At 59.3% G+C, this 359-nt stretch carries 1 protein-coding gene; it reads left to right on the forward strand.

All coding sequences use genetic code 11. The features are described from left to right. On the forward strand, positions 1–359 hold a 359-nt coding region (locus tag HA48_RS21995; protein WP_208613175.1), incomplete at both ends, for an RHS domain-containing protein.

Here is a 359-nt window from a genome sequence, read left to right on the forward strand (position 1 = left end):
CGTGACGCCTTTGGCGTGACGTGCTTTATCTGGGACGGCAACCGTCTGCTGAGCGAAGTGCGTGGCTCGCGCCAGCATATCTGGATTTATGAAGACGAGAGCTTTGCACCACTGGCACAGATCAGTCTGCAGCAGGGTGAAACGGAGCACGCAGCGCAGGTACACTGGTATCATAATGACGTTGCAGGCATGCCGCGTGAGCTGACCAGTTCGGATGGTAGTGTAGCGTGGCGGGCAGAGTACCGGGCGTGGGGCAACACGGTGCGGGTAGAGCATGCTCAGACGCGCCATGCTGAGCCGGTACACCAGCCGCTGCGCTATCAGGGCCAGTACTACGATGCAGAAACGGGTTTGCACTA

The sequence above is a fragment of the Pantoea wallisii genome (genome assembly GCF_002095485.1).
GTDB classification, from domain to species: domain Bacteria; phylum Pseudomonadota; class Gammaproteobacteria; order Enterobacterales; family Enterobacteriaceae; genus Pantoea; species Pantoea wallisii.